Annotated in this window: 17 protein-coding genes; 3 read left to right on the forward strand and 14 right to left on the reverse strand. The window is 62.2% G+C overall.

What is annotated here, in order from left to right:
- The first annotated feature begins 173 nt into the window (after positions 1-173).
- Positions 174-479, forward strand: a complete 306-nt coding sequence (locus tag BLT66_RS06195; protein WP_092756712.1) for a DUF3579 domain-containing protein — start codon at positions 174-176, stop codon at positions 477-479.
- Between the two features lie 118 nt (positions 480-597).
- On the opposite strand, the gene BLT66_RS06200 is transcribed toward BLT66_RS06195, so the two are convergent.
- A complete protein-coding gene (locus BLT66_RS06200; RefSeq protein WP_092756713.1) occupies positions 598-1,671 on the reverse strand; it encodes a porin in 1,074 nt (357 codons plus the stop codon).
- Between the two features lie 173 nt (positions 1,672-1,844).
- Between BLT66_RS06200 and BLT66_RS06205 the strand changes: the two genes are divergently transcribed.
- A complete protein-coding gene (locus BLT66_RS06205) occupies positions 1,845-2,828 on the forward strand; it encodes a LysR substrate-binding domain-containing protein (RefSeq protein WP_092756714.1) in 984 nt (327 codons plus the stop codon).
- Positions 2,829-3,239: 411 nt separating this feature from the next.
- Here BLT66_RS06205 and BLT66_RS06210 read toward each other — a convergent pair whose 3' ends face one another.
- Positions 3,240-3,632, reverse strand: coding sequence for a hypothetical protein (locus BLT66_RS06210; RefSeq protein ID WP_143029149.1), 393 nt, complete (start codon positions 3,630-3,632; stop codon positions 3,240-3,242).
- Between the two features lie 51 nt (positions 3,633-3,683).
- Here BLT66_RS06210 and BLT66_RS06215 point away from each other — a divergent pair, with 51 nt between their 5' ends.
- Positions 3,684-4,271: a hypothetical protein gene (locus tag BLT66_RS06215; protein ID WP_092756716.1), complete on the forward strand. Its 588-nt coding sequence runs from the start codon at positions 3,684-3,686 to the stop codon at positions 4,269-4,271.
- An 83-nt stretch (positions 4,272-4,354) separates the two neighbouring features.
- On the opposite strand, the gene catC is transcribed toward BLT66_RS06215, so the two are convergent.
- The 12 genes from catC to BLT66_RS06275 form a co-directional block, all read right to left on the reverse strand.
- Positions 4,355-4,633 (reverse strand): muconolactone Delta-isomerase, encoded by a 279-nt coding sequence (gene catC, locus BLT66_RS06220; protein ID WP_092756717.1) that lies wholly within the window; start codon positions 4,631-4,633, stop codon positions 4,355-4,357.
- Positions 4,634-4,650: 17 nt separating this feature from the next.
- Positions 4,651-5,478, reverse strand: coding sequence for a 3-oxoadipate enol-lactonase (pcaD, locus tag BLT66_RS06225; protein WP_092756718.1), 828 nt, complete (start codon positions 5,476-5,478; stop codon positions 4,651-4,653).
- An 11-nt stretch (positions 5,479-5,489) separates the two neighbouring features.
- Entirely contained in the window at positions 5,490-6,695 is a 1,206-nt protein-coding gene (gene pcaF / locus BLT66_RS06230) for a 3-oxoadipyl-CoA thiolase (protein WP_092756719.1), read from the reverse strand.
- Positions 6,688-7,398 carry a 3-oxoacid CoA-transferase subunit B gene (locus BLT66_RS06235; protein ID WP_092756720.1) on the reverse strand — a complete coding sequence of 237 codons (711 nt, stop codon included), beginning with the start codon at positions 7,396-7,398 and terminating at the stop codon, positions 6,688-6,690. Before BLT66_RS06235 ends, pcaF begins: the two co-directional genes overlap by 8 nt.
- Complete coding sequence (locus BLT66_RS06240; protein WP_092756721.1) at positions 7,395-8,096, reverse strand: 3-oxoacid CoA-transferase subunit A; 702 nt, start codon at positions 8,094-8,096, stop codon at positions 7,395-7,397. Before BLT66_RS06240 ends, BLT66_RS06235 begins: the two co-directional genes overlap by 4 nt.
- Before the next feature lie 48 nt (positions 8,097-8,144).
- The gene (locus tag BLT66_RS06245; RefSeq protein WP_092756722.1) at positions 8,145-9,506 is read right to left on the reverse strand and encodes an MFS transporter; all 1,362 of its coding nucleotides are present in this window, start codon (positions 9,504-9,506) and stop codon (positions 8,145-8,147) included.
- Between the two features lie 43 nt (positions 9,507-9,549).
- On the reverse strand, positions 9,550-10,344 hold the full coding sequence (gene benD, locus BLT66_RS06250) for a benzoate diol dehydrogenase BenD (RefSeq protein ID WP_092756723.1): 795 nt from the start codon (positions 10,342-10,344) through the stop codon (positions 9,550-9,552).
- Positions 10,341-11,360, reverse strand: a complete 1,020-nt coding sequence (gene benC, locus BLT66_RS06255) for a benzoate 1,2-dioxygenase electron transfer component BenC (RefSeq protein ID WP_092756724.1) — start codon at positions 11,358-11,360, stop codon at positions 10,341-10,343. The genes benD and benC overlap by 4 nt, the downstream gene beginning before the upstream one ends.
- Before the next feature lie 18 nt (positions 11,361-11,378).
- Positions 11,379-11,870 (reverse strand): benzoate 1,2-dioxygenase small subunit, encoded by a 492-nt coding sequence (gene benB, locus BLT66_RS06260; RefSeq protein WP_092756725.1) that lies wholly within the window; start codon positions 11,868-11,870, stop codon positions 11,379-11,381.
- Entirely contained in the window at positions 11,867-13,231 is a 1,365-nt protein-coding gene (locus BLT66_RS06265; protein WP_092756726.1) for a Rieske 2Fe-2S domain-containing protein, read from the reverse strand. Before BLT66_RS06265 ends, benB begins: the two co-directional genes overlap by 4 nt.
- Positions 13,232-13,345: 114 nt before the next feature.
- Positions 13,346-14,281, reverse strand: coding sequence for a catechol 1,2-dioxygenase (gene catA, locus BLT66_RS06270; RefSeq protein WP_092756727.1), 936 nt, complete (start codon positions 14,279-14,281; stop codon positions 13,346-13,348).
- Between the two features lie 70 nt (positions 14,282-14,351).
- On the reverse strand, positions 14,352-15,539 hold the full coding sequence (locus tag BLT66_RS06275; RefSeq protein WP_092756728.1) for a muconate/chloromuconate family cycloisomerase: 1,188 nt from the start codon (positions 15,537-15,539) through the stop codon (positions 14,352-14,354).
- Positions 15,540-15,666: the final 127 nt, after the last annotated feature.

Raw genomic sequence — 15,666 nt, forward strand, 5'->3', positions numbered from 1 at the left:
ACAGCCCGCCCGAAAATAGCCAAGTCTTATATAAGATACAATTATTGTGCACTGCAGCAAGCCCACCCAACCAGTGCCATTGGCGCTATCATTAACGCATTGGTTGTGGCATGGACGGCCCCACGATGGGACTGCTCTAGGACACTCCAACCACCTCTGAAAAGCCCCACCCGATGGTTTCCAACTCAGCCAAAGAAGTATTTATCCAGGGTGTTACCTGCGACGGAAAAACTTTTCGCCCGAGTGACTGGGCCGAGCGACTCGCCGGTGTGTTGAGCCAGTTTCGTCCCGGTGGCGCACAGCCGGGCAGCCATCTCAGCTACTCCCCCTGGTGCGTCCCCACCACCATCAATGGCGTGAAATGCGTGGTCCTGCACCACGACCTGCGCGACTACGATGTAATGGCTTGGGACTTCGCGCTGAACTTCGCGCGGGACAATGGCTTGCAAGTGGTCGAGGCCTGCCTTATCCCGGATTGATCCGGCACGCCCTCGACGCCAAAGGCTTGCTGCGCCGCCCCCCGCGGACAAGCTCAGGATCGGCCGAGCATGAGGCACATAGGACGAGTAGCCTCAGGTCAGGGTCGTGCTTAGATACTTAGAAGCTATGCCGAATCCCAAAGTCAAAGCCCGTTCCGCTGCGACCAACCAGGTTGGTTCCATCCATGTTGTACTGCGCATTGCTGGTAGTAGCCAATGCATCCTGCTTGATGCGCGCGGCGCTGGCGTACACCGCTGTGCGCTTGGAAAGACTGTGGATGTATTGCACCGCAAACTGCTTGGCGTCCTGCGCATCGCTACCCAGACCCGAACGGTTCGCGTGGGTGTAGGCAACATTCAGTGAGCCGCTGCCGATGGGCACCATGGCGCCAATGTTGTAGGTAAATTGTTTGCGCGAACCGGCTACCGCCTCGGCCGAATTCCAGTTGATCAACGAGCCCATCAGCTTGGCTCGACCAAAGTCATAGGAACTGCCCAGCACCGCGTATGTAAAACTCCCGGACGCCGCGGTGGCCGTGCTGGCGCCCGTAATGGTGTTCACGACAGCCACACTGTCCACATGGGTCCGTCCATAGGTAAACCGGGTTTCCAGAGGCCCGTCCTTGTAGCCCAGCGCAAATGCAGAGTGCTTGGCCCCGATCACACCTTCGCCTGGGGCCAGCTGGACTTGGCCATAAAACCCGCCCAGCACATTGGGCAACAAATACGACACGGCGTTGTTGACGCGTGTAAATGTGGTGGCATTGGAGAAGTTGCGCGGAGTGGCGAGATTCATCACATTGCCCACGCCTTTGCCGTTGAATGCATCGAAGTCACCGGGGCCGGAGTTCTGCAACGCGGCATCACGGCCCAGCCGCAATTCACCGAAAGAGCCCAACAAGCTGACGGTGGAGCGGCGCTCCCAGAACACCGACGCCCCCGTGCCATCGTCCGCACGCACGGGCATATCCAGCCAGAAGCCAGCCTTCAAGCCACCGCCCAGGTCTTCAGTGCCGATGAAGCGTAGCCGGGAGCTGTTGATGCCGTCGCGCACCATCTGGGTTTGTTTGACAGCACCGTTGTCCACGCTACGCACGGCCAGATCGACCGTACCGGAAATAGAAACCGTGGATTGCGCAAATGCAGCCGATGTGCATGCCGCCATGGACAAAATGATGGGTAGCTTCTTCATGGATAAAAGTCCTTTGCAGAGGGAAAGTCGAGGAGAGTTCAAGCGGAAAAACTTCTGCGCTGCTGGAACGCGATGGGCGGAAGTCTAGGAACGGGCCTCCTTCTCGCCACAGCCGACTTCATATAACCGGCATAAGAATTGCTTTTCCTGCAGACCCCTAAAAGAAGAGCACCATGGCACGCCCCAATGACCCGCTAGATACCTATCTGCTGCGTGTACTGGTGACCCTGCTGTCAGAGCGCAATCTGACCCGCGTGGCGATCCGCATGAACCAGTCGCAACCAGCCATCAGCGCGGCACTGCGGAAACTTCGGTTGGTTTTTCAGGATGAATTGCTGGTACGCAGCGGCAACGCCATGGTGCCTACGCCGCGCGGCTTGGAAGTACTGGGGTCCGCCCGCACCGCGCTGGCGGAAATCGACCAGCTATTCACCGTGGGTGAAAGGTTCGACCCCCAGAGTACCCAGCAGGTTTTCAAGATTGGCTGCCCAGACTATCTGTCTACCGTGTTTCTGGCTGGCGTGACCCGCAGCCTGCGGCGCCAGGCGCCCAATGCACGCTTGACCGTGCATCCTCTGGGGCCAGGCTATGACTTCGAGCAGGCATTGGCCAATGGCGAACTGGACGTGGTCATTGGCAACTGGCCCGAGCCGCCAGAACATCTGCACATGGCGCCCTTGCTGGAGGATGACATTGTCTGCCTGCTCGCCACAGAGCATCCGCTGGCGCGCGAACGCATGAGCCGCGAGCAATACCTGCACGCTCCGCATGTCGTACCACTACCCTATTCCTCCGCGCACCGGGGCGTTATCGACAAGCATCTTGCCCACCTGCGGGTAACGCGCAACGCCCGCGTCACAGTGCCATTTTTCAGTATGGCCCCCCATTTGCTGCCTGGCACCGATCTGATCTTTACCATCAGCCGCCATTTCGCGGAACACTATGCCCGCATCCTGCCGCTGGTCGTGGTGCCATGCCCTATCGACTTTCCCCCGCTGCGCTTCTACCAAATCTGGCATAGCCGCAACCACCACGCTGAGGCTCAGCGCTGGATGCGCGGGGTGTTGAAGGAGGTAGCCCTGCGTACGCTGTGCACGCCCCGCCAAAACACCGAAGAAAGCGCCGTCCAGCACGACGCGTTGGCATGCACTTTGTAATGCCGGTTCCACGATCTGGGAGCACAAAATAAAAAACCACCCTTGACACTACCGTGCAGAAATGCTACTAATCCAGCAAAAGCAAGCATTGATATTGTTTTTTAAATAGTAAGCCAACTAAAGACTCAAGAGTTTGCTTCGGCTTCCATTGGTTTAACCGTCTTGTTCTGGGTTGAGCGTTTTCTCCAAGAAAAGGCAGGTCAGTGCGCCCATCCTCATTTGAAATCCCGACTAGCCGTATCCAGCCCACCCAGAAGCGATGTCAGAACCGCAAACTTCTGCGCAATCAGGTTCATCACGCCCCCTTCCCGCTACCAGCGCCCATGGACCGCCAGCAACCGCGATCGCAGAACCACCACGCGCTGTGCCTTGCGCACACTTTTCCAGCAGATAACCTGCCCCTCCCCAGTTTCATCTTCCAACGAGTTGAATAGGACTCCCCTGATGAACCGAACAGTCGATGACATGAATCGCGACCATCCGCCGCTCTTCCTCCGTCAATCTAGCCTCCAGCATCATCTCAAGTTCCTGCGGCGTCGTGGGACGGGTGGCGGAAGGCGAAACAGGGATATTTGATGGCTGGCCGAACCAGAACACCACGTAAATGCCGTGTCCTTTGGCCCGTGGATCGCTTGCATAGCGCGCCATTAGCTGACCTTTGGTCGCCGTCCACAACGCGAGGTGGTGATCTTTCTTCGCCTCAATCGGTACACCCGGCAATCCGACGGTGCACCATAGGTCTGAGCGCTTTCCGTCGACATGTTGGGTTTCCGGCAGGCAAACCGTAGACTTTGGCCGGGCCATCGCGTCTCGTACGATCAAGTTACAGGGGGACTCGCCGTGTCGAAATTGAGAATGATCGAGTTGAGCTTTGCCGCGCTTTTGGCGCTGGTGTTGTGCGGCTCTCTCGCAGATTTGAACAAGTCCGAGTGGGCAAGCTGGGTTCAGGCGGTCGGATCGATCGGCGCAATCGTCGGTGCCGTGTTCGTTACCCGAATGCAGATTGCAGCGTCCCAACGCTTGGAGGAGGAGAGGATGCATCGAGGTCGGGCCGGTCTCGCATTTGTGCTTGTCGACGTCTTCGCGAACATAGCTGAGGTTCGAAACTACCTCATGGATCCTCGGCTTCAACGGCGCTATTTCGCCGCCATCCACCGCGCAGAAGTTTTCCAACGATCGCTCGATAGGCTGGACTCCACCCTGCTCTCGATGGCAAATGAACCGATCGTGGCTCACCATTTTGAGAAGCTTCGGATGCTGTTCAAGAAATTGATCGAGCAAATTGCCTCGATTCAAGCCTGTGGTGAAGAGACTGACAGTCAGCGTGCTGCGCTTGAGGCGCTGAACTTGACCATCGAATCGCTTGAGAAGGAGCGGTACTCCGCAGAGCTTTTGATCAGCGGATTATTTGAGCGGGATCACGCTCGCGAGAGCGAAGGCTGATCCATCGCTGTACGCTGTGTTGACTCATTCGGTACCAGTCCAGGCCGATATTGAGTTCCTTGACTTCGGTGCGTGGCAAATGGCTACACGATGGACGAGGGATGCTTGGCCAGCGCGGTGACCGTGATCTGCATGAACGGGAATAGCGGCAGATTGCTGAGCGCCTCGTGCAATTCGTCGTTGCTGGCCACGTCAAACACGCTGTAGTTGGCGTATTCGCCCACCACGCGCCACAGGTGCGGCCATTTGCCGGAGCGTTGCAGCTGCTGCGAGTAAGTCTTCTCTTCGGCCTTGATGCGTGCAGCCTCTTCGGGCGCGAGGGTGGACGGGATGTTGACGATCATGTGAACGAGATACAGCATGGGGAAATCCTTGTCGGTCAGGAAGCGGGTTGTGGATTGGCGAGGAAGTGAAGCACAGCCTGGTCGAACGCGCGGGGTGCCTCCAGGTTGGAAAGATGGGACGCAGGTACCACCGCCAGCTGCGCACCGGCAATCTCCGCCTGCATGGCCTGGGCATCGGCCACGGTCGTGACCGGATCAAATGAGCCCGCCAGTAACAGCGTGGGCGTGGTGATGCGGTCCAGTTCGTGGCGCAAATCCGATACCGCCAGGGCCTCGCAGCAGGCGGCATAGCCTTGCGGCGCGATGCCGGCGATCCAGGCCTGTGCGCGTTGCACCTCCGCAGGATGCGCGCTGACAAAATCCGCGCTGAACCACCGGCCGGGTGACGACTCAGCCAGCGCCTGCATACTGGCCTGACCGCCTTCGCGGACCATCGCCGCCCGCTCGTTCCACCCTTGTGGCGTGCCGATCCTGGCGGCACTGTTGCAGACCGCGATGGCGCTAAACCGGCTGGCCGCATAGATGCCCAGCCACAGGCCGGTGTGGCCCCCCATCGAGATGCCGCAGAACGCCGCCCGTCCAATGCCCAAGGCGTCCAGTACGGCCAGAACGTCCTGCCCCAGGTCCGCGAAGCTGTAGGGGCCTGGCGTAACCGGGCTACCACCGTGGCCGCGCGCGTCGTAACGGATCAGCCGGTACTTCTCTGAGAACGCGGCCACCTGCTGATCCCACATCTCCAGCGTGGTTCCCAGCGAGTTGGACAGGATCAGCGCAGGAGCGGCGGCATCGCCGTCGACGGCAACGCGGAACGTGCCGCGCGTGGTGTCCAGCGAGATAGGTGGCGAATGGTTGGGTTGCGGCATGGCTTTGACTTTCAAACTCGTTCGACGATCAAGGCGATACCCTGCCCCACACCGATGCACATGGTGCACAGTGCGTAGCGGCCGCCCGTGCGGTGCAACTGCTGGATGGCGGTGGTCACCAGGCGTGCGCCGCTGGCGCCCAGCGGGTGACCCAGCGCGATGGCACCGCCATAGGTATTCACGCGGGCGTCGTCATCGGCCAGGCCCAACTGGCGCAGCACGGCCAGGCCCTGCGAGGCGAAGGCCTCATTAAGCTCGATCACATCCATCTGCGCGAGGGTCAGGCCGGTCTGCGCCAGCAGCTTCTGCGTAGCGGGCGCGGGGCCGATGCCCATGATGCGCGGCGCCACGCCGGCCGTGGCCATGCCGACCACGCGGGCACGCGGCGTGAGGCCGTGCCGCCTGGCTGCTGCCTCGCTTGCCAGCAGCACGGCGCAAGCGCCATCATTGACGCCACTGGCATTGCCCGCCGTGACGGTGCCACCCGGCCGCACCACGGGCTTGAGCTTGGCTAGCGCTTCGAGAGTGGTTTCGCGCGGATGCTCGTCCACGCTCACCAGCAGCGGCTCGCCTTTGCGCTGCGGCACAGCCACCGGCACGATCTCGGCGGCGAACAGGCCGGCCTTCTGCGCCGCGGCAGCCTTGGCCTGGCTGCGCCAGGCAAACAGGTCTTGGTCTTCGCGGGACACGTTGAAGTCTCCGGCCACGTTCTCGGCCGTCTCCGGCATGGCGTCGACACCATGCAGTGCCTCCATCTTTGGGTTGACGAAGCGCCAGCCGATGGTGGTGTCCTGAATGGAGTTGGCACGCGAAAAAGGCGAGTCCGCCTTGGGCACGACAAACGGGGCGCGGCTCATGCTTTCGACGCCGCCGGCGATCATCAGGCCGGTTTCGCCGGACTTGATGGCCCGCGCCGCGATGCCGATGGCGTCCATGCCGGAGCCGCACAGGCGGTTGACGGTGCTGCCGGGCACCTGCAGCGGCAGGCCGGCCAGCAGCAACGACATGCGGGCCACGTTGCGGTTGTCTTCGCCAGCCTGGTTGGCGCAGCCGAAGATCACGTCGTCGACAGCGCTCCAGTTCACACCGGCGTTGCGCTCGGTCAATGCTTTGAGCACGATGGCGCCCAGATCGTCTGGCCGCACGGAGGACAAAGCGCCGCCGTATTTGCCGAAGGGGGTGCGAACGGCGTCGCAGATGAACACGGGTTCAGTCATGGCTTTTTCTTTTGTTAGCGAGTGTCGGGTTTAAGCGCGCCGGGGCAGCGGGCGCAATAGGCGCGATCGGCAGGCCCACGATGCCTTCCAGCGCTTCGCGGCTGAGCCCTTCGACGGCGTCGATCAGCTGCAGCCCCTGCGGCGTGCAGGCGAAGGTCGCCAGATCCGTGTAGACGCGCTTGACACAGGCCAGGCCGGTCAAGGGGTAGCTGCACTTGTCGACCAACTTGCTTTCGTTCTGCTTGGTGAGCAGGTCCATCATCACCCAGGTCTGCTTGGCGCCGATGGCCAGGTCCATGGCGCCGCCCACCGCCGGGATGGCGCCGGGCGCACCGGTGCTCCAGTTGGCCAGGTCGCCATCGGCCGAGACCTGGAAGGCGCCCAGCACGCAGATGTCCAAATGGCCGCCGCGCATCATCGCGAAGCTGTCGGCATGGTGGAAGAAGGCACCGCCGGCCAGCAGCGTCACCGGCTGCTTGCCGGCGTTGATGAGGTCGTAGTCCTCCTGGCCCTCGGCTGGCGCCGGGCCCATGCCCAGCACGCCGTTCTCGCTGTGCAGCACCACCTCCACCTCGGCGGGCAGGTGGTTGGCCACCAGCGTGGGCTGGCCGATGCCCAGGTTGACGACGGCGCCGTCGAAGATGTCCCGGGCCACCCGCGCGGCGAGCTGGTCCTTGGTGCGACGTTGGTAGGCCATGGTCATGCTGCTTTCTTGAAGCCGCCCGCCTGGGTGGCGACACGGTCGATCTGGACGATCTTGCTGACGAAGATGCCGGGCGTGACGATGGTCTCCGGATCCAGCGCGCCCAGCCCCACGATGTCGTGCACCGTGGCGATGGTGCGCTGCGCAGCCATCGCCATCACGGGGCCGAAGTTGCGCGCGGCCTTACGATAGACCAGGTTGCCCCAGCGGTCGCCAGTCTCAGCCTTGATCAGAGCCACGTCGCCATGGATTGGATATTCCAGCACGTAGTGCTTACCATCGATCTCACGCGTCTCGCGGTCCCCTGCAAGCTCGGTACCGAACCCCGTGGGGCAGAAGAACGCCCCTATGCCGGCGCCAGCCGCACGGATGCGCTCGGCCAGATTGCCCTGCGGCACAAGTTCGAGCTCCAGCTTTCCAGCGCGGTACAGACCGTCGAAAACCTGGCTGTCGGCCTGCCGCGGGAAGCTGCAGATGATCTTGCGCACACGGCCCGCCTGCAGCAGCGCGGCGAGCCCGGCCTCGGCATTGCCTGCGTTGTTGTTGACGACGGTGAGGTCCTTCGCGCCTTGCGCAATCAGGCCGTCAATGAGTTCGTTGGGAATCCCGGCCGTGCCGAAGCCACCGATCAGGACGGTGGCGCCGTCCTGGATACCAGCCATGGCCTCGGCAACCGAGTTGGCGATCTTGTTGATCATGAAAACGTCTCTTTCAGGGAAATTTGGCGTTGCGTTGAAGCTGCTGGGTCACTTGGCGGCGACTGCGGGGTGGCCCGGCGTCACGGCACTATCTGCTCCATGCGCTTGCGCGGCACGACCGTGCTGGATGCAGAACACCGCCACCGCCGCGATCACCGCCGGCAACCCGATGGCCAGGAAGTTTCGCTCCAGCGGCAGCGCCATGGCGACTAGGCTACCGATCACGATCGGCGCCAGGATCGCGCCACTGCGCCCGACGCCGGAAGCCCAGCCGATGCCCGTCGCGCGCACCGCCATGGGATAGAACTGGCCGACATAGGCGTAGGTCACGATCTGCGTGCCGATGGTGGAAGCGCCCGCCAGGCCGACGAGCAGAAACAGGACCGACGTGGGCACCGGGTGGCCCAACAAACTGATGGATACTGCGGCCAACGCATACATGCCCACCAGCACGTACTTAATATGGAAGCGGTCGGCCAACCAGCCACCGCCAATGGCACCGACCATACCGCCGAAGTTCAGGACCAGCACGAACGTCAGCGCCGAGCCCAGCGTGTAGCCGGCGCCGGCCATCAACTTGGTGAGCCACGAACTGAGTGCATAGACCATGAACAGGCACATAAAGAAGGCGATCCAGAACATCACGGTGCTGAAGCCACGGCCGTCCTGAAACAGCTTGCCGATAGGCGCTCCCGCATCGCGGTCCTGCTGCGGCAGATCGAAGAAGTCGCCCGACTGTGGCCGATAGCTTGGGTCCAGCCGCCCCGCGATCTCCTGCAAGCGCACCAGCTGCTGCGTCTTGATGAGATAGGGCATGGACTCGGGCATGGCTTTAAGGATCACTGGGATCAGCAGCACCGGCAGGCCTGCAGCCAAGAACACGGACTGCCAGCCGTAGCTCTCGATCAGGCCCTTGCCCACCGCGGCGGCCAACATGCCGCCGACCGCATAGCCGCTGAACATCAGCGTAACCATGGTGCTGCGGATCTTGCGCGGCGAGTATTCCGTCATTTGCGCCACCACGTTCGGCATCACGCCACCGATACCCAGACCGGCCAGAAAGCGCATCACGCTGAAGGTAACCGGGTCGCTGGTGAGGCCTGCCGCGGCGGTAAACACGCTGAACAGCCCGATGCAGATCGCGATCGCGCGCCGCCGGCCAATCCTGTCGGCAATGGTGCCCAGAAAGATCGCGCCGACCATCATGCCGAACAGCGCCGAGCTGACCATGAAGCCCGCGTTGGTCGGGCTCACGCCCATCTCTTTCATGATCGATGGCAGGGCGATGCCGGCGACGGCCAGGTCGTAACCGTCGAAGATGATAATCAGGGCGCACCAGAGCAGGACGCCCCTGTGGAAGCCATTGAAGCTGGCCTTGTCCGCCAGCTTGTGCAGATCGATGTGTTTCATGTCTTGTCTCCGTTGTGTTGTCGTGGGGTTCGTTCGTAGCTTCTCAGCCCTGGTCGCCGCCGGCGACGGCCAGTACCGAGCCGGTGATGTACGAGGATTCGTCGGACGCGAAGAACAGGATCGGGGCCACCTGCTCGTCTATCGTTCCGTAGCGGTGCATCAGGCTGGAGTCCTTGGTCTGGTCGACGACGCCCTGGTACCACTGCGCCTCGATCGCGGTCGGCTGACTCGCCGGTGCCTGGTTGCGCGGCACGCGCCGCGGTGGCGCGTCGGTGCCGCCAGGTGCCGTGGCGTTGATGCGGATGCCGTTGTGGGTATGTTCCATCGCCAGCGACGCGGTCAGCGCGTTCACACCGCCCTTGGCCGCCGAGTACGGCACCCGGTGCACGCCCCGCGTGGCTACCGACGACACGTTGACGATCACGCCTCGCTTACGCTCCACCATGTGCGGCAGCACCGCGCGGCAGCACCACAGCGTGGGGAACAGGGAGCGGCGAATTTCAGCCTCGATCTGCTGCTCTTCGTAGTGCTCGTAGGGCTTGGCCCAGATCGTGCCGCCCACGTTGTTGACAAGCACGTCGACGCGGCCGAAGCGCGCCAAGCATTGCGCTACGGCATGCTGCGCGCCAGCATAGGTCTCGAGATCGGCCTGCACCGCGGCGACGGCTCCACCGACCACGCGGATCTGCGTCACGACCTCGTTCACAATATCCGATCGGTCCACGGCGAATACCTGGCCGCCTTCGGCCGCAATACCGAGCGCTACCCCGCGTCCGATGCCTTGGGCCGCGCCGGTGACCAAAACCACCTTGTCTTGAAAGCGTTGTGCGGTTTTCATACGGTCACCATCTGGTTGGGTGTGAATTTTTCGTAGTGGAAACTGGCCGGCGTGATGTCTGCGGCCTTGAAGTGCTTCTGCACGGCGTCCACCATGGGCGGTGGGCCGCACAGGTACACGTCGACGTTGCCGCTGTGCAGCACCTGTGCGGGCATGTGCTGCGTCACATAGCCCTGGTGCTCATGCACCGTTTGTGGGTCTGCGACACAGGTGCCGAACGTGAAGCCTGGAATACGGCGCGCGTATTCGACCAGCCGGTCCACCATTACCAGGTCCTGGTCGCGCGTGACGCCGTAGATCAGGTGCACGGGTTGCTGCGTACCCTGCTGTACGAGGACCTCGAGCATAGACAGGAACGGCGCCAGCCCCGTGCCGCCCGCCAGGAACAGCAAGGGCCGCGTGACGGCCCGCAGATAGAAGCTGCCCAGCGGACCGGTCATCTGCAGCGGCTGCCCAGCCTGCGCGCCACTGAGCCAGCCACTCATGAGGCCACAAGGAACCTGCTTGATCATGAACGTCATGCGCTTGTTGCCCGGCGCCGAGCTGAACGAGTAGGAGCGGTGCTGGCCACTGCCCGGTACGTCGATGTTGACGTACTGGCCGGGCAGGAATACGGGTGCCTCGGCTGCAACGTCGAGCACCAGCTCATAGGCGGCGTCACCGAACGGCGTCACCTCACCGACGGCGGCGCTGAACTGCGCGGTGCCGGTCTTACAGGCGGTCGACGGCACGGGCACGGAGATCACGCAGTCCGACTTGGGAATCATCTGGCAGGTCAGCACCAGGCCTTCGTCGGCCTCGTCCTGCGTCAGCGCCTCGTCGATGTAGTTGTCACCGAGCTCGTAGCTGCCGTTCTCAGCGCGACACTTGCAGGTGCCGCAAACACCGTCGGAACAATCCATCGGCAGGTTGATGCGGTTGCGGAATGCGGCGTCCAGCACCTTCTCGTTGGCGCCGCAGTCCACGAAGCGGGTGACGCCGTCCTCGAAGTTCAAGGCGATATGGTAGTTTTTCATCGTGTGTCTCCCCGCATCTCAGAGGTGATAGATGTCGACGACCTGGCGGATGTAGTCATCCTTCAGCACGATCTTCTTGCGCGCAACCAGGTAGCCGGCTTCGCCGCCTTGGCGCAACGTCACGTAGATCGTGCCGAAGTAGTGGTCAGTCTTCTTGTAACGGTGACTTAGCGTGTGGAAGTTGTAGCGAATGTCCACCGCGTCGCCACGGTCCTCCAGCACCTCTACATTAGTGAGCATGTGGTTGGTGCGCGGCTCAGGCATGGACGCACTTGAGCGTTCCGTCTTGATGCGGAATACCCGGTCTTCCAGCCCGTTGCGGTTCGGGTAGTAGATGAGCGAGATCTGGCTGTGCGGGTCTTCGGTGAGCTGGTCGTCATCGTCCCAGGCCGGCATCCAGTATTCAACATCGAGAGCGTAGAGTTCGAGCCAAGGCTCGAACTCGCGATCGTCCAGATGGCGCGCCTCGCGGTACAGGAAAGCGCAGATGGCTGCAAGGTTTGCGCTCATGACTGCGCTCCTTCACGTTCCTGCTGCACACCCTTGTGCATGGCCTTGGCCCAGTAGTCGTGCTGGCATACAAACAAGCCTTCGTCCTCGCTGCGCGCTCCGCTGATCAAGGGCTTCATGCCCATCTTTTTGGCGTTCTCGTCGGGCCCCTCGACCCACAGCGGCGCACCGCGGCTGAGGTCGTTCCATGGTGCGGCCTTGCCGGCGTAGCCGGTCTGGCAGGAGCGAAACTCTTCCAGGTCATCGGCAGTTCCCATGCCTGACACGTTAAAAAAATCTTCGTACTGGCGGATGCGCACGGCACGGTCTTCTGCGCTCTCGCCTTTGGGGCCGAAGCAGTAGATGGTGATCTCGGTCTTGTCCACGCTGATGGGTCGCGTCACGCGGATCTGCGTGGAGAACTGGTCCATGAGGTACACATTGGGGTAAAGGCACAGGTTGCGTGTCTGGCTGACGATGAACTCTGCCTTGCTCTCGCCCAGACGCTCCTTGAGCTCTTCGCGGCGGTTGTAGACCGGGCGTACTTCCGGGTTCATGGTTTTGGTCCACAACAGGATGTGGCCGTTCTCGAAGCCGTAGACACCGCCCACGCTCTTGCTCCAGCCGTTGGCATCAACGGCCTTGGTGCCACCCTCAGCACGGCGCCCCATGGTGGCGGCGTAGTTCCAGTGCACGGAGCTGACGTGGTAGCCGTCGCTGCCGTTTTCCATCTGCAGCTTCCAGTTGCCGTCGTAGGTGTAGGAGGAGCTGCCGCGCAGCACCTCCAGCCCATCGGGCGCCTGGTCGACGATCTGGTCGATGATGACCTTGGTCTCGCCCAGGTAATCTTCCAGCGACTGCACGTCGGCGTTCAGGCTGCCGAACAGGAAACCCTTGTAGCTGTCGAAGCGCGCCACCTTTTTCAGGTCGTGCGAACCTTCCTTGTTGAACTGCACTGGGTATTCGGTGGTCTTTTCGTCCTTGACCTTGAGCAGCTTGCCGGTGTTATTGAAGGTCCAGCCGTGGAAGGGGCAGGTGAAGCTGCCCTTGTTGCCGTGCTTCTTGCGGCATAGCATTGCGCCGCGGTGCGCGCAGGCGTTGATCACCGCGTTGAGCTTGCCGTCCTTGCCGCGTGTGATGACGATGGGCTGGCGGCCGATGGTGGTGGTGAAGTAGTCGTTGATTGCGGGGATCTGGCTCTCGTGCGCCAGGTAGACCCAGTTGCTTTCGAAGATGTGTTTCATCTCCAGCTCGAACAGCGTGGGGTCGGTGAAGATGTCGCGGCGGCAGCGGTAGACGCCGGCGTCCTTGTCGTCCTGCAAGGCGCTGTCCAGCAGCTTTTCGACATCGCCGTAGGTGTCGGTGGTTGCGGTCGTGTTCATGGTGTGAGCTCTCTTTGGGCTGAGGTCATCCCCCACGACGCACGTCGCGGTTCTGACCAACGGGAATGGGGGGGGGCGACTGCTGCGGCGGCCTGCGCCGCAGCGGGTCCGCGCTTAGGCGGCCAGGCGGGGGCGGTCGACGATCTGGTTGTCCACGCCCTGCACCAGTGCGCTGAGCCGGATGTCGAACACGATCTCGGCGAACGGTCCGGCGAGGCCATTGGCCTGGATGCTGGCAGCGTCCGTGCGCTCCACCAGCGGAGGCACAAGGCCTTCGCGCGTGGCGTAGGCGAAGTCATCGAACACCAGCGGATCGCCGTCGATGTTGATTTGCGTGGTCAGCTTGCGGTGCCCGTCGGCGGTGACGAATAAGTGGATGTGCGCCGGACGGTTGCCGTGGCGGCCCAACTGGTTGAGCAGCGCCTGCGTGGGGCCGTCCGGTGGGCAGCCATAGCCCACGGGCACGATGCTTTGGAACTTGTAGCGGCCCTGCGCGTCGGTGACGATGGTACGGCGCATGTTGAAGGGCTGTTGCTCACCGGTGGGATCGAAATGCGAGTAGAAGCCCTTGGTGTTGGCATGCCAGACCTCGACCGTGGCGTTGGGAGCCGGCTTGCCATTGGCGCCGTAGACCGTGCCATGCATGACGAGCGTGTGGCCGGCCTTGTCGCTGCCATCGTCCAGCCGTGCGAAGCCCTTCTCCACGGGTGCGCCTGCCACGTACAGCGGTCCCTCGATAGTGCGCGGCGTGCCGTTCTCGACACCTAACACCGCGTCTTGCGCATCCATGCGCATGTCGAAGTACCGGTCCAGGCCCAGGCCCGGCGACAGCAGGCCCGCCTCGCCGCGGGCACCGAGCTGGTTTAGATAAGCAATGCCAGCCCAGTATTCGTCGGGGGTGACGTCCAAGTCTTCGATGGCCTTGAACAGATCGGAAAGAATGCGGTGGACTATCTTTTTGGTCCGGGGACTGCCACCATCCTGGTCCAGTCCGGTGGCCAGACGCAGGAATTCCTGCACTTCCGATGTATTGAAGATTTGAGCGCTCATGGATGTCTCCGTTTCGTGGGGTGGTTGGTAATGGTTCGCGCGGGATACGCTCTGCGGCGCTGAATCCTGCTCAGGTCAGCGAGGTTGCGGCTGGGCCGACGGTTGTGCGTGTGCGGTCGCGGCGGAAGTGCTGGACTCGGTCTTCGTCCAATACGATGCCCAGTCCGGGCAGCGTGGGCACGGTGAGGTGGAAGTCCTTGTATTCAAGCGGCTGTGCCAGGATTTCTTCGGTCAGCAGCAGCGGGCCGAACAGTTCGGTACCCCAATGCAACTCGCGGAAAGTCGAGAACGCGTGGGCCGAGGCGATCGTGCCGACCGCCCCCTCCAGCATCGTGCCGCCGTACAACTCGATGTGCGCCGCATCGGCAATGGCCGCCACGCGCTGGGCCGCCTGCAAGCCACCAGATTGTTCGGTCTTGATGGCAAACACGTTGGCACCGGCGACCTGCGCGAGTGCAAAGGCGGTTTCCGGCCCCATGAGCGACTCATCGGCCATCACCGCGATCGGGTACTTGCCGGTGAGTCGTGCCAATGCATCGACGCTAGCCACAGGTTGCTCTACCAGTTCACAGCCGGCGTCTACCAGGCCTGCAAGTCCGTGCTGGGCCTCCAGCTCGCTCCAGGCCATATTCACATCCACGCGCACCGAAGCCAGGTCGCCCAACGCCTTCTTGATTGCTGCGACATGCGCAACGTCTTCGCGAACCGAACGGCGACCGATCTTGAGCTTGAAAATCTGGTGCCGGCGCAACTGCAGCATGCGCTGCGCTTCGTCGATGTCGCGGCCGGTATCGCCAGAAGCCAGGGTCCACGCCACCGGCAACCGGTCACGCAGCCGTCCGCCTAGCAGCTCTGAAACAGGAAGACCCGTGCGGTGACCCAGCGCGTCGAACAACGCGGTCTCGATCGCGCACTTGGCAAAGCGGTTGTCGCGGAAGGCGGTGTTCAGGCGATTCATCAACGCGGGCACGCGATTGGCGTCCGCGCCGATGAGTTGGGGGGCGAAGTAGGTGTCAATGGCCAGCTTCATCCCCTCGGGAGATTCAGCACCGTAGGCCAGACCACCGATGGTCGTGCCCTCGCCGATGCCGACCGTGCCATCCGAGCAGCGCACGCGCACAAGCATCAGCGTCTGTCCGTTCATGACGGCCATCGACAGTTTGTGCGGACGGATCGTCGGCAGATCGACCAGCATCGTCTCGACACGTTCGATGACGACGGGGCTGGCGGCGGCTTGTTGACAGGAAGTATGTTGCATGGGCTGTATTGGACGATTACAGGCGTTGGCAGGCCAACACCGAATTCATCTGATGTGATACCTAATAGGTATAATAGGCAAAATTTTCATTTAAAAACAATGACTTAGAGTTCTTCATGCATAAATA

This window comes from Rhodoferax sp. OV413 (assembly GCF_900104385.1).
GTDB lineage: Bacteria > Pseudomonadota > Gammaproteobacteria > Burkholderiales > Burkholderiaceae_C > Rhodoferax_B.